The following is a 17,621-nucleotide window of genomic DNA, read 5'->3' as shown; positions in this document are numbered from 1 at the left end:
ACGAATCATGAAACCCAGGATCCTCGCGTTTGCCGGCAGTTCGCGCACCGGCTCTTTCAACAGGCAACTCGCGGCGGTAGCAGCCGAGCACGGGCGCACCATGGGCGCCGACGTGACGCTGGTCGACCTGCGGGACTTCCCCATGCCGATCTACGACGGCGACGACGAAGCAACGAACGGATTGCCCGAGGCTGCGATCCGGTTTCGCGCGCTCCTCGGCGAGCACCAGGCATTCCTGGTGGCATCGCCGGAGCACAACGGATCGGTCACCGCCCTGCTGAAGAACGTGCTCGACTGGGCCTCGCGCCCGGCGGACGGCCTCGACGGCCTCACGCTCTTTCGGGGCAAGACGGTGGGCCTGGTGGCCGCATCGCCCGGGCCCTTCGGCGGCGTGCGTTCGGTGGCCCATCTGCGCGGCATCCTGAGCAAGATGGGCGCGCACGTGTTGGCGGACGAGGTCCTGGTGGCAGGTGCACAGCATGCCTTCGACGAATCCGGAAGGCTGACCAACGCCCTCTCGGAGAAGCTGACGGTTCAGCTGATGACCCAGCTCGTGGCGAGCGCCCGCAGGAGCGACGCACCATGAGCGCACTGTACGAATCCTCGCTCAACGGACTCCAGTTCGGCCTGATGCTGTTCCTGCTGGCCGCCGGGCTGACGCTGGTGTTCGGCATCATGGACATGATCAACCTCGCGCACGGATCGCTGTACATGTTCGGCGCGTACCTCACGGCGACCCTCGTCAATGCAACGGGCTCCTTCCTGGTCGCCGTTCCCGTCGCGCTGCTGTCCACGGCCGCGATCGGCATGCTGCTCGAGGTCTCCGTGCTGCGAACTCTCTACCGACGCGACCACCTGTCGCAGGTTCTCGCGACCTTCGCGCTCATTCTCGTGAGCAACGAAGTCGTACGGCTGGTGTGGGGTGCGCAACCGATCAAGCTGAACATTCCCGAGGCGCTCTCGGGACCGATCGCCGTGGGCGGCGGCGTTTCATACCCCGCCTACCGGCTGCTGGTCATCGGCGTCGGCATCGTGGTCGCGATCGCGCTCTACCTGATCGTCGCGCGCACCCGGATGGGCATGTGGGTGCGCGCCGGTGCATCCAACCGCGAGATGGCGACCGCGATGGGCGTGGACATCAGGCGACTCTTCACCTATGTCTTCGGGTTCGGCGCGCTGCTCTGCGGCCTGGCCGGCGCCATGCTCGGTCCGCTGCTGGCCGTGCAGGTGGGTATGGGCGAAAGCATCCTGATCCTCGCGTTCGTGGTGGTCGTGATCGGCGGCATCGGCTCGATCCGGGGTGCGCTCGTCGGCGCCCTGCTGGTGGGGCTGGTCGACACCGTCGGGCGCACCGCCCTGCCCGCCCTGTTCGGCGTCTTCTTCTCGCCCACGGTGGCATCGGGCCTCGGCCCCACGGCGGCGTCCATGCTGATCTACGTGCTGATGGCTGCCGTGCTCTTCTTCAAGCCACGCGGCCTCTTTCCTGCCAGGGGATGACACCATGACGCTTCATCAATCCGTCCGCATTCCGCTGGCCGCAGGGCTGCTGCTTCTCGCGGTCGTCATGCCCTTCGCGGCATCGGCGCTCGACCATGAGTTCTACGTCGGCGTGCTCACCCGCATCATGATCTTCGGCATCGTCGCGACGAGCCTCAACCTTCTCATCGGATTCGGCGGGATGGTGTGCTTCGGGCATGCGGCCTTCTTCGGCCTGGGAGGCTACGCGGTGGGGATCCTCGCTCACCACGGGTTCCATGCAGCATGGCTCGCCTGGCCGCTGGCCATGCTCGTCGCCGCACTGGCGGCAGCCATCATCGGGGCGATCAGCCTTCGCACGCATGGCGTCTACTTCATCATGATCACGCTGGCGTTCGCCCAGATGCTTCACTACATGTTCGTCTCGCTGGCGGACTACGGTGGCGACGATGGGCTGCCCATCAGCCAGCGATCGTCGATGACCTCGGGGCTCGACCTTTCGCAGGACACGGTCTTCTACTACGTGGTGCTGGCCCTGCTGCTGACGGTGCTGGCCTTCGTGCAATCCCTCGTCAACTCACGCTTCGGCCGTGTGCTGCAGGCGACCAAGGAGAACGAGCAGCGCACCGAAGCGATCGGCTTCCCGGTCTTTCGCTACAAGCTCATCGCCTTCGTGATCGCAGGCGCGATCGCCGGCCTCGGTGGCGCGTTGATCGCCAACCAGAACGGCATGGTGAGCCCGAGCCTCATGTTCTGGACGCAATCGGGCGCGTTGATGGTGATGGTGATCGTCGGCGGCGTGGGCTACGTGTACGGCGGCATCCTCGGCGCGTTCATCCTGCTGCTTCTTGAAGAGATCCTCGCGACCTACACGATCTACTGGCAACTGCCGCTCGGAGTGCTTCTGCTCGGCATCGTCATCTTCTCGCGCAACGGCATCGCGAGCCTTCTGTCGCGACGTCAGCACGATTGAACTGGAGGAACACACCATGCTCAAGATCCAGAACCTGGTCAAGCGCTTCGGCGGCCTCGTGGCGACCGACCATGCGAATCTCGCGGTTCAGGCCGGCGACATCCATGCGTTGATCGGACCGAACGGCGCCGGCAAGACGACCTTGCTGCACCAGATTTCGGGCACCTTGCGCTCGAACGCCGGCAGCATCACCTTCGACGGGCGCGACGTGACGCACATGTCGATGCACGACCGGGTGCGCCTCGGCCTGGCACGCTCCTACCAGATCACCAACACCTTCCGGAACTTCTCGGTGCTCGACAACGTCGCGCTGGCGGTGCAGGCACGCAGCGGCTCCAGCTATTCCTTCTTCAGCGCGGCTCGCCGCGAGCGCCAGATCTTCGACGAAGCGCTCGCGGTGCTCGAGCGGATCGGGCTGGCGAAGCGCGCCGACGACCTCGCGGGCAGCATCGCGCACGGGGAACAGCGGCAGCTCGAACTCGGCATTGCCCTCGCCACCAGCCCCAAGCTGCTGGTGCTCGACGAACCGATGGCGGGAATGGGCCCCGACGAGTCGCTGGAAATGGTGGCACTGCTGGAAGCACTGCGCGGCGAGGTCACCATGCTGCTCGTCGAGCACGACATGGACGCCGTGTTCCGGTTGGCCGATCGCATCTCGGTGCTCGTCTACGGACGCGTGATCGCATCGGGTTCCCCCAACGAGATTCGCGTCAGCCCCGAGGTTCGGAAAGCCTATCTCGGCGAGGAGGCCACGGCATGAGCAACAGCATTCTCGAAGTGGAAGCGCTGCAGACCTTCTACGGCGACAGCCAGGTGCTGTTCGGTGTGTCACTCGACATCGAGGCCGGCGAGATGCACACGCTGCTCGGGCGCAACGGCATGGGCAAGACGACCACGGTGCGCAGCATCTTCGGCCTCACGCCTTGCCGTGGCGGCGCGGTCCGCTTCCTCGGCGAGCGCATCGACAAACTGTCCGCGGACAAGGTGGGCCGGCTCGGCATCGCGCTCGTGCCCGAGGGGCGGCAGATCTTCCCCAATCTCTCGGTCAGGGAGAACCTAGTCGCATTCGCGCGCGCCGGCGCCAAGTCATGGGGCCGTGGCGCAGACGGCGATCGATGGACGCTCGACCGGATCTACGCGATCTTTCCCCGCTTGCGAGAGCGCGAGAAGAACATGGGCAACCAGCTCTCCGGTGGCGAGCAGCAGATGCTCGCGATCGGGCGCGCGCTGATGACCAATCCGCGCCTGCTCATACTCGACGAGGCGACCGAAGGCCTGGCTCCGCTCATTCGCGAAGAGATCTGGCGCTGCCTCGAACTCCTGAGGGCTGCCGGGCAGACCGTGCTGGTGATCGACAAGTACGTCGACAGGCTCGTCAAGATCGCGGACCGGCACACGATCGTGGAACGCGGGCAGGTCGCGTGGCAAGGCTCCTCCGGGCAGCTTTCGTCCGACCCGCAGCTCTGGCAGCGCTACATCGGGGTGTGAACGATGAAGCACGTCTCGATGGCGCACCTCGGCAACATGCAGAAGTACTGGCTCATCACGGGCAGCATCGGGCCGCGTCCGATCGCCCTGGTGACCTCGCTCGGCGCAGACGGCCTGTGCAATGCCGCCCCCTTCAGCGCATTCAACTACATGGGAGAAGAGCCGCCGCTGTTCGTCATCGCGATCGACCGGTACGGAGAAGAAAGCCATCGGCCACGCGAGAGGAAGGACACGCTGATCAACATCCTCGACCGGAAAGAGTTCGTCGTGAACATGGTGGACGAGTCGATCGCGGAGCGCATGGCCCGTTGCGCCACCGACTACCCCGCGCGCGTGTCGGAGCCGCAGGCCGTCGGCCTGGACCTCGCACCCAGCAAGATCGTACGGGTACCGAGGATCGCAGAGGCACCGATCTCCTGGGAGTGCGAGCTTTTCAGGACCATCGAGTTCTCGGAGCACCGGACGCTGGTCTTCGGGGAGATCGTTTCGATGGCCTTCAGGGACGAACTGCTCGACGAAGACCGCATGCGCGTTCACGTCGACCGATTTGCCCCTTACGGGCGGCTGGGCGGCCCCAACTACGTGCGAACCACCGATCGCGTTCAACTGCGGGTTCCAACCTTCCTGCCTTCGGTCGGCGCACCGAGGGAGTAGCCGTGCGAAGTCGGCGCGTCACTCCGAAACCTGGGTCAGGTCGACGGCGGCCCGCCTGAGGCACATCAGGAATCGCTTGCAGGACGGCGCAAGATCCTTGTCCGCCCTGATCGAGAACCCGACGCGCCCCGCGTTGTGCATCGCGGGCATCGAAAGAATCGACAGGCTGCCGACCCTCATCAATTGAACCGCTGCGGCACGCGGCATGAATGAAAGCAGGTCGCTGTGAAGCATCAGCCCCAGGTTGGCGAGCAGGGACAGCGACTCGACCCTCGGTATTGGCACCGGGATGCCCGCGTCGTGGAACATCTTCTCGGCCGCCATCCGGGCGGGGGACTCCGGCAAGGGGAAGATCCATGCGGCGTCCGCGAGCTCGGCGACGGCCACATCCTCTCGTCCGGCAAGCGGGTGGTCCGTACCGCAGACCACGCTGAACTCTTCGCCGTAGAGCTCCTCATGCCTGATCGGAAGCGAGGTGTAGAGCTGCGAATCCCGCTCGGGCAGGCGCCCGACGACGATGTCGATCTCGCCCGTCATGAGCTTTGGAAACAGCTGCGCCGCAGTCCCCTCCTGGATCGTGACGAGCACGCCGGGTGCCTCGTCCTGCAATTGCGCAATCGCTCTCGGAAGCAGGACGGCCGAAGCCGCGATCAGCGTTCCGACGATGAGGTGCCCCGTGTCGCCTTTGCGGAATGCGTGGACCTCGTCGGTCATGAAGCGAAGCTCCGCGATCAGCGATCGCACGCGGCGGCCGAGCATGAGTCCGAACTCGGTGGGTGTGACGCCGCGGTTCGATCGGTTGAACAGTTCTTCATCGAAGAACGACTCGAGTTCGAAGATGGCCTTCGAGATGGCGGGCTGCGTCAATCCAAGCTCATTGGCGGCGCGAATGAACGATCCGGTGTCGAGCACCCGCGCGAACACCATCATCTGGCTCAGCTTGAGCTTTCGACTCAGGTTGATCGTGGAGATCGGTCTGGCATTGATGCGTTCGTTCATGGGTCAAGCTCCGGTCTGGTTCTGGGTCGTCGGCAAGGCATCGACGCGCCCTGCGCGCGCAAACGCGCTCGGCGAGACGCCCACCGATCGGCTGAAGGCCGCGCTGAAGGCGCTCGCCGACTGGTAGCCGATGCCATGCGCGACTTCCCCGAGCGAGAGACCGTCGTGCCACAGCATGTCCTTCGCCAGGGCCATGCGCCAACGCAAGACGTATTCCATGGGCGGCACGCCCATCACCTGCATGAAGCGGGCGGCAAATGCGGCGCGCGACATGCCCAGCTCGTCCGCGAGGCCCTCGATCGTCCAGCGGCGCGCCACGTCCTCGTGGATGAGCCGAAGCGCCTTCGCCATGCGGACATCTGCCAGTCCCGCGAGAAGACCGCCGAGCGGGGCGGCAGCGTCCTCGTGCACCGGGCGCCAGCGCAAGGCCTCGATCAGCATGACCTCGACGAGCCGCGTCAGGATGGCGTCGCCGCCCGCCCGTTGCGTCGAGCTCTCTTCGCCGATGGCGCGGGCGATCCACGTCAGTCGCTCCGCGCCGGGATCGTCGGCCTTGATGTGGACCACGGCCGGCAGCAGGCCAACCAGCAGCGGTGCGTTCGTCGGGTCGAAGACGAAGTACCCGCCCAGCATTCGCACGGCCGCCTCGTCTTCCTGGATGCCGTGCCGGACCTCGCGGGCCGGGGTGGCCTCGGCGATGCGCATGGTGGGCCGCTCCAGCGCCTCGAGGTCGCTCCCCATCCGGAAGCCGGGCGTGGCCGGCATAAGCACGTAGTCGCCGGGCTCCATCAGGAAGGGTTCGTTGGATTCGAGGGCGAGCCAGCAGGAGCCCTCCAGCATGAGGGCAAAACTGGGCTGGCCATAGTTGGGGTACTGCACAGCCCAACTGCCCGAACCGCTGACGAACTTCGACAGGACGGTCTGTGGACGGAGCAAGGCAACGATGGCGGCCAATGGGTCAGCGTTTAGACGATCTCGCATGATTGAAAGACTAAACGCCATTGATCGTCTTGGTCAAGCCTCCTAGCATCGGTCCCTTCCATCGACTGTCCATTTATCTCCTTGAAGGATCGAACATGAAAACCGTACTGATCACAGGCTGCTCTTCGGGCTATGGCAAGGCAACTGCGGAGCACTTCCTGGAGCAGGGGTGGAAGGTCATCGCCACGATGCGCCAGCCCGATCCCGGCATGTCCGGACACGACCGCCTGCGCGTGGTCCAGCTCGACGTGACCGACGATGCCAGCATCGACCACGCCATCCGCCACAGCATTGCCGCCTTCGGCAAGATCGACGTGCTGGTGAACAACGCCGGCATCGGCCTGCTCTCGGCTTTCGAGGTCACGCCCAGGAAGACCATCCGCGAGATCTTCGAGACGAACACCTTCGGGACGATGGCGATGACGCAGGCCGTCATTCCGCACATGCGCGAGCGCGGCGAGGGCACGATCATCAATGTGACCTCCAGCGTCTGTTTCGCAGGCATGCCGATGGTCGCGCCGTACGCCGCGAGCAAGTGGGCCATCGAAGGCTTCACCGAATCACTGTTCTTCGAGCTCGACTCGCTGGGCATCCGTGTGCGGCTCGTCGAGCCGGGCTACGGTCCGGGAACGGCGTTCTCCGCCAACGGCATGGAACGCATGAACGGGCTCGTCTCCGCGCCTTACCAGGCCTATGCCGGACAACTGCTGGCGCAGTTCGAAAGCCCGGGCGCCGTGACTGTCGCGGACCAGGTCGCGGCAGCGGTCTTCGCCGCGGCAACCGACGAGACGGAAAGACTGCGCTTCCCCGCCGGCCCGGACAGCGACCACCTTGCCAACGCGCGCTGGAACAGCACGGATGAGCAGTTCCTTGCCGCTATGCGGTCGATGCTTCGCGCGAAGGCTTGATGCCTCGCCGAAACGCAAATGAAGCTACCCAACGGATTCGCGTGCTCGGTCGTCGCCTTGGCGGCCGCATTGATTGCGGGATGCGGTTCGCTTCATGAGACGAAGGCCGCCGAAGCAGCTTCGGTACGTACGCTGGAGGAAGTGCGCGGAGATACTCTGCGCAAGGCCAAGGCGCCTTCTTCCCGCCCGGTGGTGGGCCTTGCGCTGGGCGGCGGCGGGTTGCGCGGCTATGCCCACGTTGGCGTACTTCAGGCGCTCGACGAAGCCGGGATCGACATCGAGGTCGTGGCGGGCACTTCCGTAGGTGCTGTCATCGGCGCACTGTATTCCAGCGGCAAGAGCCCGGCGGAGATCAGGAATCTGGCAGAAAACCTCGATGTAGCAAGCCTGACGGACTGGCACATCAGCTCAGCCTCCTTCATGCGTGGCGATGCCCTGACCCGATGGGTCTCATCGATGACGCGGCCTATCGAATCGATGCCACGCCGCTTCGGAGCGGTGGCCGCGGCCATCGATAGCGGTGAGCCCCTTCTCCTCGACGGCGGCGACGCAGGAATGGCCGTGCGCGCGTCGGCGGCTGTGCCAGGCGCCATGCAGCCGGTGGATTCGCCGCATGGTCCGCTCGTCGATGGCGGAATCTCGAGTCTGGTTCCAGTGCGCTTCGCGCGGGCGCTGGGCGCTGACGTGGTGATTGGCGTGGACATCTACTGCAATAGCCCGCGTGCATCCGGAATGTCGTTCCTCACAACGCTCACCAAGGTGGCCCAAACGCAGACCTGTCTGGTGAGTCACGCCGAGACGGCTGAAGCGGATGTTGTCATCGCGCCCAGCATTAGCGTGAAGGACATGAAGAGCATCACGCAACGCGACGATGCGATCCTCGCCGGATACACGATGGCGCGGGCTGCAATTCCCACAATCCTCGACCTACTAGACGGCCGCGGCACAGGGAAGTCCGAGAGCACCGCTCTGCAGTGAGTCCGTGTCGACAAGGGGCGCCCGATCGCATTGTCGATTGCCACGGATGGATTCTTCGAGCCACTCTCGGGCATCGATGCGCAGCGTGTGCAGGCGCAAAAAACTACCAGCTTGATGGGATCACTTGATGTCAGTAACCAGTCGTTCTCTTTACGCTTGCCCCGACCGGAAAGGGCACTGACCCGCCCATCCACCCTGTCCTCCTCTTCGGCCGGTCTCGCTGCACTGCGGCTATTCGGCAGCTCAATCCAAAGCGGCGGGGTGCCCTTTATCAGCCTGGAACCCGATTCCCGTCGGATAGCCCAAGCTCATTCCTTCGCGCGACACATAGCACTCTCCTACTTCAAGCTGATACCCATCTCCTTGCCGATACTGACATACATCGCATGATCGGACTCGAGCTGCTGCCGGAACGCTTCAGGCGAACTCCCGACCGGCGTGATAGCCATCTCCTTCAGGCGTGCAGCGAGGGCTGGATTTCCCAAGGCTGCCACAAAAGCCTTCTGCAGCTTCGCCAGTACATCCGGCGCAGTACCGGCAGGCGCGAGCACACCATACCAAGGAACAATGGCCACGCTGGGGTAGCCCGCCTCAGCCAGGGTCGGAAGGTCCGGGGCCAGTTCCGACCGCGTAGGCATCGCCACCGCAATGGGTCGAATACGGCCGCCGCGCTGATACGTCAGCACTTCCGGCAGATTGCCAAAGGCGAGCTGGATGTGTCCGCCGGCGAGCGCGGTCATCGTTTCCGCCATTCCCTTGAACGGAATGTCCGTGAGCGTGATCCCCGTGACTTGCTCCAGCCGCTTGCCATTGATGTGCCCGCCGCTGCCCACGCCCAGTGAGCCAATGCTGTACCCGCCAGGACTAGACCTCGCTAGAGTTACCAGATCCTTCATACTCTTGGCAGGTGAGTTTTCCGGCACCGCGACGACCTGCGCGATCGTTCCAAGCAACGTGATCGGAACGAAGTCCTTTCTCCAGTCATAGTTGACCGGCGCTCCCAGCGCTTGTGCCGACACGATGTTGCCTGCAGTGATCAGCAAGGTGTATCCGTCGGGGCGCGCGTGCGCGACCACAGCGGTACCGATGGCGCTTCCGGCACCAGGCCGGTTCTCCACCAGCACCGGCTGACCCAATTGTTGCGAGAGCTGCTCGGCCAGCAGGCGCGCCATGATGTCGAGCGAGCCGCCCGCTGCGAAGGGATTGATCATCGTCACTGGCTTGCTGGGATAGGTCTGGGCGACGGCGCCGACGGGTGCGCCCAAGGCCACAACGAGTGCAACCAAGACGCTGAAGACGCGTTTCACTCTCATGGGGAACTCCTTCTTTTAACTTGGGATCGGGGCACGCGAATCCTTACTTGGACTGGGTCGCGATCCGGCCCGAACCGAAGGCGCGTTCGAACGAAGGCAGCTTTCCTGCCTGCGCCGAAATTCCGCCACGCGTTGCTTCGATACGTGGATCGAGATGTCGCCAGTCGTCAGCGGTCAACCACAGTCGCAGCAAGAGCCGCGCGCGCTCAGGTTCGGGCCAGTTCTCGAACGCCGTGCGCGCATGCAATACCGCGTAGTTGTTCAGCAGATAGATCTCGCCCGGGTCCAGCTGGAATTCAAAAGCGACTTCATACGTCAACTGCTCGAGGCAGTTCAGTGCATCGATCTGTAGTTGATTCAACGGCTTGCCGCTTTCCCGCGCGGCAGTTTCGATGTACGAGCGCGCGTATCGCGTGCTCAGTTGCCCCTGCACGTAGGAGAAGACGGGAATGCGGTGCGGAGTGATCGGCGCCTCGCCCGGCAGGTTCTCGCCGCGACGGTGGTACGGGAAGCCTTCGTACAGCGGCTCGAGATACTGAGGAAATCGCTCCAGGAGCACGTTATGCACCGCAGCCACGCTAGACGCAATGGACACCCCACCGTGACGCGCAGTGCGCACGCACATGAGGCCGACGATGTCGGAGGTGTCCGTGTGCGGAGTCAGCTCCTGCTTGTTGCGGTATGCGCGCGCATGGGGATCCGTGGCTGTCGTGTCCTTGACGTGTCCTAGCCGATCGCCGAGCACGCTTTGGGAAACACCCACGCCGAAGTGCGTGCCGATGCCCCAATAGATCATCTCCAGTTCAGGCACGCTGTAGCGGCTGGCATCAATGCCGCGCAGGATCGCGATACCTCGCCCGCTTCGAAGCTCCTCACGTGCGTCTTGAAGGAATGCGGTTGTGCGGGGCAACTCGAAGTGCCGGCGCTCCAGCGTGTCCAACCCCAGACCGGCATCTCGCGCCGTCTTGAGAGTTGCATCGATCTCATCGAGATGTTCGGTCTCGAAATGCAGCGTGATGTCCTCCTTCGAGCGAAAGTCACTGCCCTTCCAGGCACTCGCATCACGAATTGCTTCCTTTAGAACTTCCATGGTTACTCCAGTGTTGAGGTGATCCAGTCTCGTGCGGGCACACGCTTGCATTTTTCGGGCACCCTGTGGCGCGGCCCTCGCTTCGTTTATTTGGTATGCCATTGTGGGCTACATATATGGCATCGTCAACTCATCGAAGGGCCATTCTTTCAAGTTATTTGGTATACCATTACGGTACTTTTTTACGCCATATCAGGAGCATCCGATGAACATTGCCGCCGACGAAGCTGTCCACTCGACCACGCTGCCCTCCACTTTCGAGGACATCGTCCGCCGCCGCCGCACCGTCTATTTCTTTGAAGACCGAGACGTGCCAAGGCATCTGCTGGAACAAGCCCTGGAGCTGGCGGTCTTCGCCCCAAGTCACTTCAACACGCGGCCCTGGCGCTTCACGGTCTTCGCCGGCAGCGCGCGCAACGAGCTCGCAGCAGCTTACGAGAAGGCGGCAATGCGTATGGGATGGCATCCTTTGCGGGCACGATCCCGCGCATTCGATGCACCAGTCACGGTCGTGATCGGCTGCGTCCCCGACGTCCGGCACCCCAGGGTCCGCCCGCTGGAGGAGGAGTTCGCCTCAGCGGCGGCCACCCAGAACCTGATGCTGGCATTGACCTCCATGCATCTCGCGTCGGCGCTGAGTTCGTCCCCCCTTCAGGTCTCAAGGGAGGTGGAGAGAGCCGCCGGCATCGTCTCGGGCCGCGTGATTGGCGTGCTTCAGGTCGGTTACCGGGACACTACCCGCGAGTTGTTCAAGCGGCCACGCCCCGACATTTCGGGCGTCGTGCACTGGCGCTAGGCACTTTCTGCAACCTCAGGGCGCCGACGAGATAGCAGCGGCGTGCAGTTGTCGAGCCACTTCGCGACCCAAGGCCACCGCTCCCTGTAGGTCGGTGAGCGCCAGTCTTGCGCTAGCCTGACCCTGCACAGGAGTGGCGCAGCCTGGCTCACCCGAAATGGCCCGGAGCGTCAGCCATCCATCTTCACGCCATGCGTGAGCAGCAAAGGGTTGCGAGCAACCGGCGCGCATCTCGTGGCCCACGGTCCTTTCCGCTGTGACGCATTGCGTCGTCTCAACATGGACCAGCGGCGCGAGCCTCTGTGCAATGTCGGTTCGATCGGTGGCGATCTCGATACCGATTGCACCTTGACCGACAGCGGGCAGCATCCGATCGGTCTGAAAGATCTCGGTCACCCGGCTTTCGAGTCCCAAGCGGCGCAGTCCCGCCAAGGCCAGGACTACCGCATCGAAGTCGCCCCGATCCAGTTTGGCGAGACGGCCGTCGATATTTCCTCGAAGAAAGGTGATCTCCAGATCGGGCCGCAGTCGCCCAAGCAACATGGCGCGCCGCAGGCTCGATGTGCCTACTCGGGCATTTGGCCGCAGCGCCTCAAGCGCTGCGCCACTCGCGGAGACTAGGGCGTCGCGGGGGTCGCCGCGTTCGAGGACCGCCGCGAGCGTCCATCCGTCCGGCATCGCCATCGGCACATCCTTGAGGGAGTGCACCGCGAGATCGGCACGCCCCTCGGCCAACGCGATCTCGATCTCCTTGGTGAAAAGCCCTTTGCCGCCGATCTTGTCAAGGGTCCGATCAAGGATGCGATCGCCGCTCGTCACGATTCGCTCCAGGCGTGCCGCATGCCCTAGGCGCTCCAGGCGCCGGCGCACCTCCTCGGCCTGCCACAGCGCAAGCGGACTTCCGCGCGTGGCAATGACCAGCGGCCTCGCGGCGCTCAACTGACCAACTGCCCCGCCCGCGAAGGCCAGATGCGCCTGTAGAGCCGCATGAGGATCTCCTCACTTGTCAGGCCTTCCTCGATGCCGACGGTCGTATGGAACACCGGCTCTGCCTTGCCTGAGGCGGCCCGCTCGAGAATTGGACGAATCACCGCGTCACGCGTTGGATTCATGAAGAACGGAATCGAAAAGCGCTCCCGACCAGACCGGTTGATGACGCGATGTGGAGTCGCCATGAACATTCCCCCGGTCCAGATCTTCATGACCTCGCCGAGGTTGATGACATAGCTTCCTTCGAGTGGTGGCACGCCCAACCATTCACCCCCTTCGCCAAGAATCTCCAGGCCGCCGGTCTCGTCCTGCGCGAGGATCGTGAACGCGCAGTTGTCCGTGTGCGGCCTCGTGCCGAAGCGGCCCTCGGCCTCGGACGGCTCCTGCGGGGGGTAGTGAATCAGGCGCAGCAGCGACAGGGGATCGTCGAAGTAGCGCAGGAACGTGTCCTCCGGAAGGCCGATGCCCAACGCAGCCACGCGAAGCAGACCTCGAGCGAGGTCGCTCACGCGCGCGCAGTAGTCCAGCACTTCTTCCTGCATCGACGGCATGGATACGGGCCAAGGGTTTTGCACTACGGCAGCATCCTGTCCGTCCCCGGGCGAGCCGGATTGCCACACATGAAAGCTCTCCAGAAGCAGGCCCTTCATCGCGGGGTCGCCGCCCGTGGTCTTCATCGGGAGGTAGCCCCGATAGGCATTGTTGTTTGCCATCGAAAGCTCGAGCTTTTGCTGCTGGGGCAAGCGAAAGAACTCTTCGGCAAGCTCGAACATGCGCGCCATCTGCACCTCGGGAATGCCGTGGTTGACGATGTAGAAGAAGCCAACCTCGCTGCAGGCACGCGCCACTTCCTCTCCAAGTCGGCGACGCACGACCGGATCGTTGCTGCGCAGGTCGGTCAGGTCGACGACGGCGATCTTCTGGGTGTTTCGGGTAGCGGTGGACATACTCATGGAAAGGTCTCCGAATATCTGCCGATTCAATCGGCCTTCATGTTCTCTTCTTTTGCGATTCGCTTGTAGCGCACGAGTTCGGCACTTAGCCGTTCGTTGAATTGCGCGGGCGTATTGCCCACGACGTCAATCCCCAGGTCAGCCAGCCGGTTGCGGACATCCGGCAGGGCGAGCACCGCCTGGAAGTCTTTCGTCATGGCCTCCACGATGGCCTGAGGCGTCCCAGCGGCGGTCATCAAGCCATACCAGGCACCCTCGTTGATGCCCGGCACGCCAGCCTCGGCGAGCGTGGGTACATCCGGTGTCGCTGCGGTGCGGCGGTCTGTCATCGTGGCGAGGATCCGCACCTTGCCATCGTGGGCCTGCTTGACCGCCGAGGGCATGTTGATCATTGCCAACTGGACCGTCCCACCCATCACTGCGAGCATGATGTCTGCCTGCCCCTTGAAGGGCACCTTGAGAAACTCGACCTTGGCGGTCTTGGCCACTTGCGCGATGACGAACTCGCTCTGACTGCCCGACCCGCTGGTACCGAAGGTGACGGGTTGCTTCGCCTGGCGGGCCTGGTCGAAGAGGTCCGTCAGCGACTTCGCGGGCGAGTTGCCCGGCACGACCAGTGCATAAGGCGCAACACCGATGAGGGTGATGGGCGTCAGGTCCTTCTGCAGGTCATATGGCAGGTCGTCCCGCACTGACGGAGTCGTGGTGAGGCCGTTCGCCTGAATGAGGATGGTTCGGCCATCGGGCTTGGCCTTGGCGACGAAGGAAGTGCCGATGATCCCGGCGGCGCCGACGCGATTGTCGACAACGACGACCTTGTACCTGTTGGAGACTTCCGGAAGCTTGTTCGCGAACAGGCGTGCAATCGCGTCGATCGTCGAGCCGGCGGCGAACGGCACAACGAAGCGAAGCATGCCGTCGTCCTGCGCATGCACGAGGCCGAACGGAAGCGTAGCGGCGAAGGCGACGAGCGCGCGTCGCGTGGAGTCGATTTGCATGGTCTTCAGCTTCGTGGGGTAATTAATAGGATCGGAAGCAGGAAGTAGACCAATGTGTCCCACACGTTTGATGTCTATTCCATCCGACGGCATACCGACTGCGCACGCCGATCTATTCGAGGACACATCCGGCACCTTGTCAACGTGGGTTTTGCCTAGCTGCCAGCTGGGCCTCCAGGCGGCTCCACTTCGCCAGCTCTTCCTGTACGAAGTGGGCGAACTGCGCCGGCTTGCCCAGAGCGGGCTCAGCCCCCACTTTGAGCATCGCGTCGATGATCTCCGGCGTCTGCATGAGCGCGTTCACATCGTCCGAGATTCGATTGACAACCGGTCCAGGCGTCGAAGCCGGCGCAAAAAGTCCAAACCAGCCCGAGGCCGCGTATCCAGGCACGCCCGATTCCGCGATGGTCGGCAGCGCCGGTGCAGCCCGGGCACGCTGGGCACTCGTGACGGCGATGGCCACCAGTTTTCCGGATGCAACATGGGGAAGCACCGCCTGTCCTGGTGCAAACATGAGCTGGATGGTGCCGGCCAACAGGTCCGTCACGGCTTGGCCGGTGCCCTTGTACGGCACGTGCAGCATGTCCACGCCAGCCATCTGCTTGAAGAGTTCCACGGTAAGCTGGGAAGCAGAGCCCTCGCCGGACGACCCGAAGGAGAGCTTGCCTGGCTGGGACTTTGCACGTGCGATCAGGTCGCGAACGCTCTTGATTCCGAGGGACGGGTGCACCACGGCGATGTATGGCGATGCGGAGACCAGAGCCACCGGCGCGAGCGTGGCGGAATTGCTCTCGTCGATCGCGCCGGTCGACGCCATCAGCAGCATATGGCCATCCGCGGTCCCACGCGCCACGGCGGACGCGCCGATCTTGCCGCTCGCACCGGGTCGGTTGTCGACCACGACGGACTGATGCCAGGTCCTTCCAAGAGACGGCGCAAGGATGCGGGACAGCGTGTCGGCGCCACCGCCCGGCGGGAAAGGGACAAGCAGCGTCACCGTTCTTCCAGGAAAGCCTTGCTGCGCGCGCGCCCACGGAGCGGCGACCACCAGACTGGCCGCCGTGGCAGCAATGAACGCGCGGCGCGAGGTGCTGCCCGACTTGCGATGCCGGCTCATGGCGCCACGATCCGGTTGCGCAGCACCATCGCTGGCGACTCGAAGGCGCACTCGACGACGTCGCCGGGCTTGAGGAACAGAGCCTCTGCATTGGCCTTCCCGACGGCGACTCCACCCGGCGCGCCCGTGGAGAACATGTCGCCAACTTCCAGCGGGACCAGCCGGGAGAAGTGCTCGATGATGCGTGCCAGGCGCCAGATCTGCTCGTTCGTGTTGACGCGCATGCGCTGCTCGCCGTTCACGCTGCAGGTAACCCAGATGTCATAGGGATCGGCAACCTCATCCATCGTGATGATGAACGGTCCCAAAGGCCCAAAGCCAGGTGCGTTCTTCGCGGTCCAGAACCGCGAGCCAGAAGCGACCTCGCGCTTCTGGGTATCGCGGCAGGTCAGGTCGTTCAGAATCGTGATGCCGGCAACGTAGGAAAGCGCGTTTTCCGGCTTGATCTGATAGGCCGGTTTGCCAATGACAAACACCATCTCCGGCTCGTAGTCGAGATGTGTCACGGTGGGCGGGCGTACGACATCACGGTCATGGCCGGTAAGGCAGTCGTTAAGCTTCACGAAACCCGTGGGCTCCTGTGGCAGTTCCTTGATGAGATCGGTGCGCTTGAGCTCCTCCAGATGGCTGCGGTAGTTCTTGCCCACGCAGAGGAACTTGGCTGCATCGGGCACCGGAGGCAGAAAGCGCACATCCGAGAGTGCGTGCGTTGGAGCCTGAATACTTTCGAGCTGTCCGGCCAGCTCCTGCAAGGCCTCCGGGCCGCGGCCGAGCAGCGCCTTCATGGAACCGACGTCCAGTTCAAGGAGTCGGCCCGCGCGGAGAGCGCCAACCCGAGCGCGCCCGGGGGATTGGATCGTTTCGAATGTGGCAAGTCGCATTTTTCGTGTCCTCTTAAATGTCCAGCGTGATGCGCGCGCTTTTGCAGCGCGACACACAGGGAAGCACCAGCTTGTTGGCGCGCTTCTCTGCGTCGGTGAGGTATGAGTCGAAGTGCGCCGGCATGCCGTCCACCACGTCGACGGCGCACCAGCCGCACACGCCGTACTCGCACTCGCTCTTCATGACGATGCCGGCTTCGCGGATGGCACCAAGCATGGTCTGGGTAGGCGCGACAGGAATCTCGCGCCCCGTGCTGTGCTGCACCACTGTGAATTCCGCATCCTGCGAAATGTCGCGAGTGGTCACCGGCGCCTCAAAAAACTCGAAGTGCAATCGCTCGGTCAACCCAGCGGCCTCGCCGACTTCGCGCACCGCATCCATCAGGCCCGAGGGCCCGCAGCAGTAGACATGCGCGCCTTCTGGCGCTTGCCAGATCTCGGCTTCGAGATCGTAGAGTGCCGTGGCTTGCGAGTCATGGTGCACATGAATCTGATGGAAGCTCGCTAGCTCCGAGAGCCATGCACCAAACCCAAGCGATGCGGGGTCACGGCAGAGATGCACCAGGCGGGCCCGCACGCCGCGTGCCTTGAGTGCATACAGCATCGAGATGATCGGCGTAATGCCGATCCCCCCGCTGATGAAGAGGAAGGGGCCCGCTCCATCGACCAGCGGAAAGTGGTTGCGCGGAACGGAAAGCGCGATGCGCGTTCCCGGTGTCGCGTGCTCGAAGAGCCAGCGGCTTCCTCCCGTCCCCTCGGGCGCGAGCTTGATGCCAAGCTCGTAGACGCCGGATTCTCGTCCCGGGCCCGTGAGCGAATAGTGCCGCACGGCCTCGGTACCGCATTGGATGGCGACGTGTGCACCCGGTTCGTAAGCCGCAAGCACCTCGTCATTCGGCGACTCCAATCGAAGCAGCAGGATGTCGGACGCCACGGTCTCGGCAGCGACGACTACGGCATGCAGCCACACTGCCTTCTTCTCGTCCGTACGCGACGAGTCGAGTTCGACGACTTCCATGGATTTGC

The 17,621-nt window shown here is 63.8% G+C and carries 19 protein-coding genes; 9 read left to right on the top strand and 10 right to left on the bottom strand.

Translation table 11 applies throughout. The annotated features are described in order from the left end of the window. The first annotated feature begins 7 nt into the window (after positions 1-7). The 6 genes from FHW64_RS34035 to FHW64_RS34010 are packed head-to-tail and all read left to right on the top strand — an operon-like array spanning position 8 to position 4,591. Positions 8-586 carry an NADPH-dependent FMN reductase gene (locus FHW64_RS34035; protein ID WP_184533896.1) on the top strand — a complete coding sequence of 193 codons (579 nt, stop codon included), beginning with the start codon at positions 8-10 and terminating at the stop codon, positions 584-586. Continuing rightward, on the top strand, positions 583-1,497 hold the full coding sequence (locus FHW64_RS34030; RefSeq protein WP_184533894.1) for a branched-chain amino acid ABC transporter permease: 915 nt from the start codon (positions 583-585) through the stop codon (positions 1,495-1,497). The genes FHW64_RS34035 and FHW64_RS34030 overlap by 4 nt, the downstream gene beginning before the upstream one ends. A 4-nt stretch (positions 1,498-1,501) precedes the next feature. Beyond that, a complete protein-coding gene (locus tag FHW64_RS34025) occupies positions 1,502-2,449 on the top strand; it encodes a branched-chain amino acid ABC transporter permease (RefSeq protein ID WP_184533892.1) in 948 nt (315 codons plus the stop codon). Between the two features lie 16 nt (positions 2,450-2,465). Then, positions 2,466-3,209 carry an ABC transporter ATP-binding protein gene (locus FHW64_RS34020; RefSeq protein ID WP_184533890.1) on the top strand — a complete coding sequence of 248 codons (744 nt, stop codon included), beginning with the start codon at positions 2,466-2,468 and terminating at the stop codon, positions 3,207-3,209. Continuing rightward, positions 3,206-3,937 (top strand): ABC transporter ATP-binding protein, encoded by a 732-nt coding sequence (locus FHW64_RS34015; RefSeq protein ID WP_184533888.1) that lies wholly within the window; start codon positions 3,206-3,208, stop codon positions 3,935-3,937. Before FHW64_RS34020 ends, FHW64_RS34015 begins: the two co-directional genes overlap by 4 nt. A gap of 3 nt (positions 3,938-3,940) precedes the next feature. Then, positions 3,941-4,591, top strand: coding sequence for a flavin reductase family protein (locus FHW64_RS34010; RefSeq protein WP_184533886.1), 651 nt, complete (start codon positions 3,941-3,943; stop codon positions 4,589-4,591). 18 nt (positions 4,592-4,609) lie between these two features. On the opposite strand, the gene FHW64_RS34005 is transcribed toward FHW64_RS34010, so the two are convergent. Together FHW64_RS34005 and FHW64_RS34000 are read right to left on the bottom strand one after the other, a co-directional pair. Then, on the bottom strand, positions 4,610-5,590 hold the full coding sequence (locus FHW64_RS34005) for a LysR substrate-binding domain-containing protein (protein ID WP_221210637.1): 981 nt from the start codon (positions 5,588-5,590) through the stop codon (positions 4,610-4,612). A gap of 3 nt (positions 5,591-5,593) precedes the next feature. After that, entirely contained in the window at positions 5,594-6,544 is a 951-nt protein-coding gene (locus FHW64_RS34000; RefSeq protein WP_311733435.1) for an AraC family transcriptional regulator, read from the bottom strand. Between the two features lie 122 nt (positions 6,545-6,666). On the opposite strand from FHW64_RS34000, the gene FHW64_RS33995 reads away from it, so the two are divergent. Next, positions 6,667-7,479, top strand: coding sequence for an SDR family oxidoreductase (locus tag FHW64_RS33995; protein WP_184533882.1), 813 nt, complete (start codon positions 6,667-6,669; stop codon positions 7,477-7,479). A gap of 57 nt (positions 7,480-7,536) precedes the next feature. Beyond that, entirely contained in the window at positions 7,537-8,457 is a 921-nt protein-coding gene (locus FHW64_RS33990; protein WP_184533875.1) for a patatin-like phospholipase family protein, read from the top strand. A gap of 338 nt (positions 8,458-8,795) precedes the next feature. On the opposite strand, the gene FHW64_RS33985 is transcribed toward FHW64_RS33990, so the two are convergent. Together FHW64_RS33985 and FHW64_RS33980 are read right to left on the bottom strand one after the other, a co-directional pair. Beyond that, positions 8,796-9,770: a tripartite tricarboxylate transporter substrate binding protein gene (locus tag FHW64_RS33985; protein ID WP_184533873.1), complete on the bottom strand. Its 975-nt coding sequence runs from the start codon at positions 9,768-9,770 to the stop codon at positions 8,796-8,798. Between the two features lie 43 nt (positions 9,771-9,813). Next, positions 9,814-10,860, bottom strand: coding sequence for a TauD/TfdA family dioxygenase (locus FHW64_RS33980; protein WP_184533871.1), 1,047 nt, complete (start codon positions 10,858-10,860; stop codon positions 9,814-9,816). A gap of 205 nt (positions 10,861-11,065) precedes the next feature. Between FHW64_RS33980 and FHW64_RS33975 the strand changes: the two genes are divergently transcribed. After that, positions 11,066-11,656 (top strand): nitroreductase family protein, encoded by a 591-nt coding sequence (locus FHW64_RS33975; protein WP_184533869.1) that lies wholly within the window; start codon positions 11,066-11,068, stop codon positions 11,654-11,656. Between the two features lie 15 nt (positions 11,657-11,671). On the opposite strand, the gene hemC is transcribed toward FHW64_RS33975, so the two are convergent. From hemC to FHW64_RS33945, 6 genes are all read right to left on the bottom strand, one after another. Beyond that, positions 11,672-12,595 (bottom strand): hydroxymethylbilane synthase, encoded by a 924-nt coding sequence (hemC, locus tag FHW64_RS33970; RefSeq protein ID WP_311733434.1) that lies wholly within the window; start codon positions 12,593-12,595, stop codon positions 11,672-11,674. Next, on the bottom strand, positions 12,592-13,599 hold the full coding sequence (locus FHW64_RS33965; protein WP_184533867.1) for an isopenicillin N synthase family oxygenase: 1,008 nt from the start codon (positions 13,597-13,599) through the stop codon (positions 12,592-12,594). The genes hemC and FHW64_RS33965 overlap by 4 nt, the downstream gene beginning before the upstream one ends. A 26-nt stretch (positions 13,600-13,625) precedes the next feature. After that, positions 13,626-14,597 (bottom strand): tripartite tricarboxylate transporter substrate-binding protein, encoded by a 972-nt coding sequence (locus FHW64_RS33960; protein ID WP_184533866.1) that lies wholly within the window; start codon positions 14,595-14,597, stop codon positions 13,626-13,628. A gap of 139 nt (positions 14,598-14,736) precedes the next feature. Continuing rightward, positions 14,737-15,714, bottom strand: a complete 978-nt coding sequence (locus FHW64_RS33955; RefSeq protein WP_184533865.1) for a tripartite tricarboxylate transporter substrate binding protein — start codon at positions 15,712-15,714, stop codon at positions 14,737-14,739. Then, positions 15,711-16,499, bottom strand: a complete 789-nt coding sequence (locus FHW64_RS33950) for a fumarylacetoacetate hydrolase family protein (protein ID WP_184533864.1) — start codon at positions 16,497-16,499, stop codon at positions 15,711-15,713. The genes FHW64_RS33955 and FHW64_RS33950 overlap by 4 nt, the downstream gene beginning before the upstream one ends. 109 nt (positions 16,500-16,608) lie before the next feature. Beyond that, positions 16,609-17,613, bottom strand: coding sequence for a PDR/VanB family oxidoreductase (locus FHW64_RS33945; RefSeq protein ID WP_184533863.1), 1,005 nt, complete (start codon positions 17,611-17,613; stop codon positions 16,609-16,611). Between the last annotated feature and the right edge of the window lie 8 nt (positions 17,614-17,621).

The organism is Variovorax sp. Sphag1AA (genome assembly GCF_014192575.1).
Lineage (GTDB): Bacteria > Pseudomonadota > Gammaproteobacteria > Burkholderiales > Burkholderiaceae_C > Variovorax.
Note: the sequence above shows the minus strand (reverse complement) of the source record. Positions and strands in the feature narration are given on the sequence as shown.